This window comes from Vibrio sp. 1288 (assembly GCF_033344475.1).
Genome location: NZ_JAWPOX010000156.1, coordinates 1 through 1037 on the forward strand (window position 1 = coordinate 1; position 1037 = coordinate 1037).

General features: G+C 44.0%; 2 protein-coding genes. One reads left to right on the forward strand and one right to left on the reverse strand.

Annotated elements, in window-relative coordinates:
• Window positions 1-508: transporter associated domain-containing protein (locus tag R8O11_RS25290; protein WP_318194621.1), on the forward strand; the 508-nt coding region annotated here is incomplete at its 5' end.
• Between the two features lie 61 nt (window positions 509-569).
• Here the strand turns inward: R8O11_RS25290 and luxS are convergent.
• A partial coding sequence (gene luxS / locus R8O11_RS25295) for an S-ribosylhomocysteine lyase (RefSeq protein WP_318194622.1) occupies window positions 570-1037 on the reverse strand: 468 nt, incomplete at its 5' end.

Below are 1037 nucleotides of genomic sequence, written 5' to 3' on the forward strand. Positions count from 1 at the left end.
CCGTTTGATGCTAGAAAAGAACGAGTTTAATAAAGAGACGTTACTGCGCGCGGCAGATGAAGTGTATTACATTCCCGAAGGTACGCCACTGAACGTACAAATGTTGAAGTTCCAGCGCAACAAGCAGCGCATCGGTCTGATCGTAGACGAGTACGGTGATATCATCGGTCTAATCACTCTTGAAGACATCCTAGAAGAGATCATTGGTGAGTTCACAACGTCTATTTCTCCTAGTTTGTCTGATGAAATCAGCCCACAAGGCGATGGCAGTTTCTTAATTGAAGGCAGCACCAATATCCGCGATATCAACAAAGGTTTGAAATGGGATTTACCTACCGATGGCCCTAGAACCTTGAATGGTCTGATTTTGGAACACCTAGAAGATATTCCAGAGAGTCATTTAAGTGTCCGTGTCGCGGGCCACCCAATGGAAATTGTTGAAATCGAAGAAAACCGAATCAAGTTAGTTCGAGTCTATCCGAAGAAGAAAAAATCAACGTCCAAATAACCAAAACAAAAAGCCTGACTCATGTCAGGCTTTTTGTTTTGTGTTGCCGTTCCAAAAGAACTTAGTCTACGCGCAGCTCTTTTAGCATTGATTCTGGCAAAGCCAACTCGTCGTTTTTATTAACAGACACACCTGCGGCTAGAATGTTCTTGGCAATTTGCTGTGCTTCTTCTAAAGAATGCATCGCTGCAGTACCACACTGGTACTCATTTAGCTCAGGGATTTTGTTCTGGCTTTCCACTTTTAGCACATCTTCCATAGAAGCAAGCCATGCGTCTGCGACTTGCTGTTCAGAAGGCGTACCAATGAGACTCATGTAAAAACCAGTGCGACATCCCATCGGTGAGATATCAATGATTTCCACACTGTCACCATTTAGGTGATTGCGCATGAAACCTGCGTACAAGTGCTCTAGTGTATGAATGCCTTTCTCTGAAAGAATGTCTTTGTTAGGCGCATTGAAGCGTAAGTCGAAAACCGTAATGGTATCTCCTTTTGGAGTTTGCATGGTTTTCGCGACACGCACTGC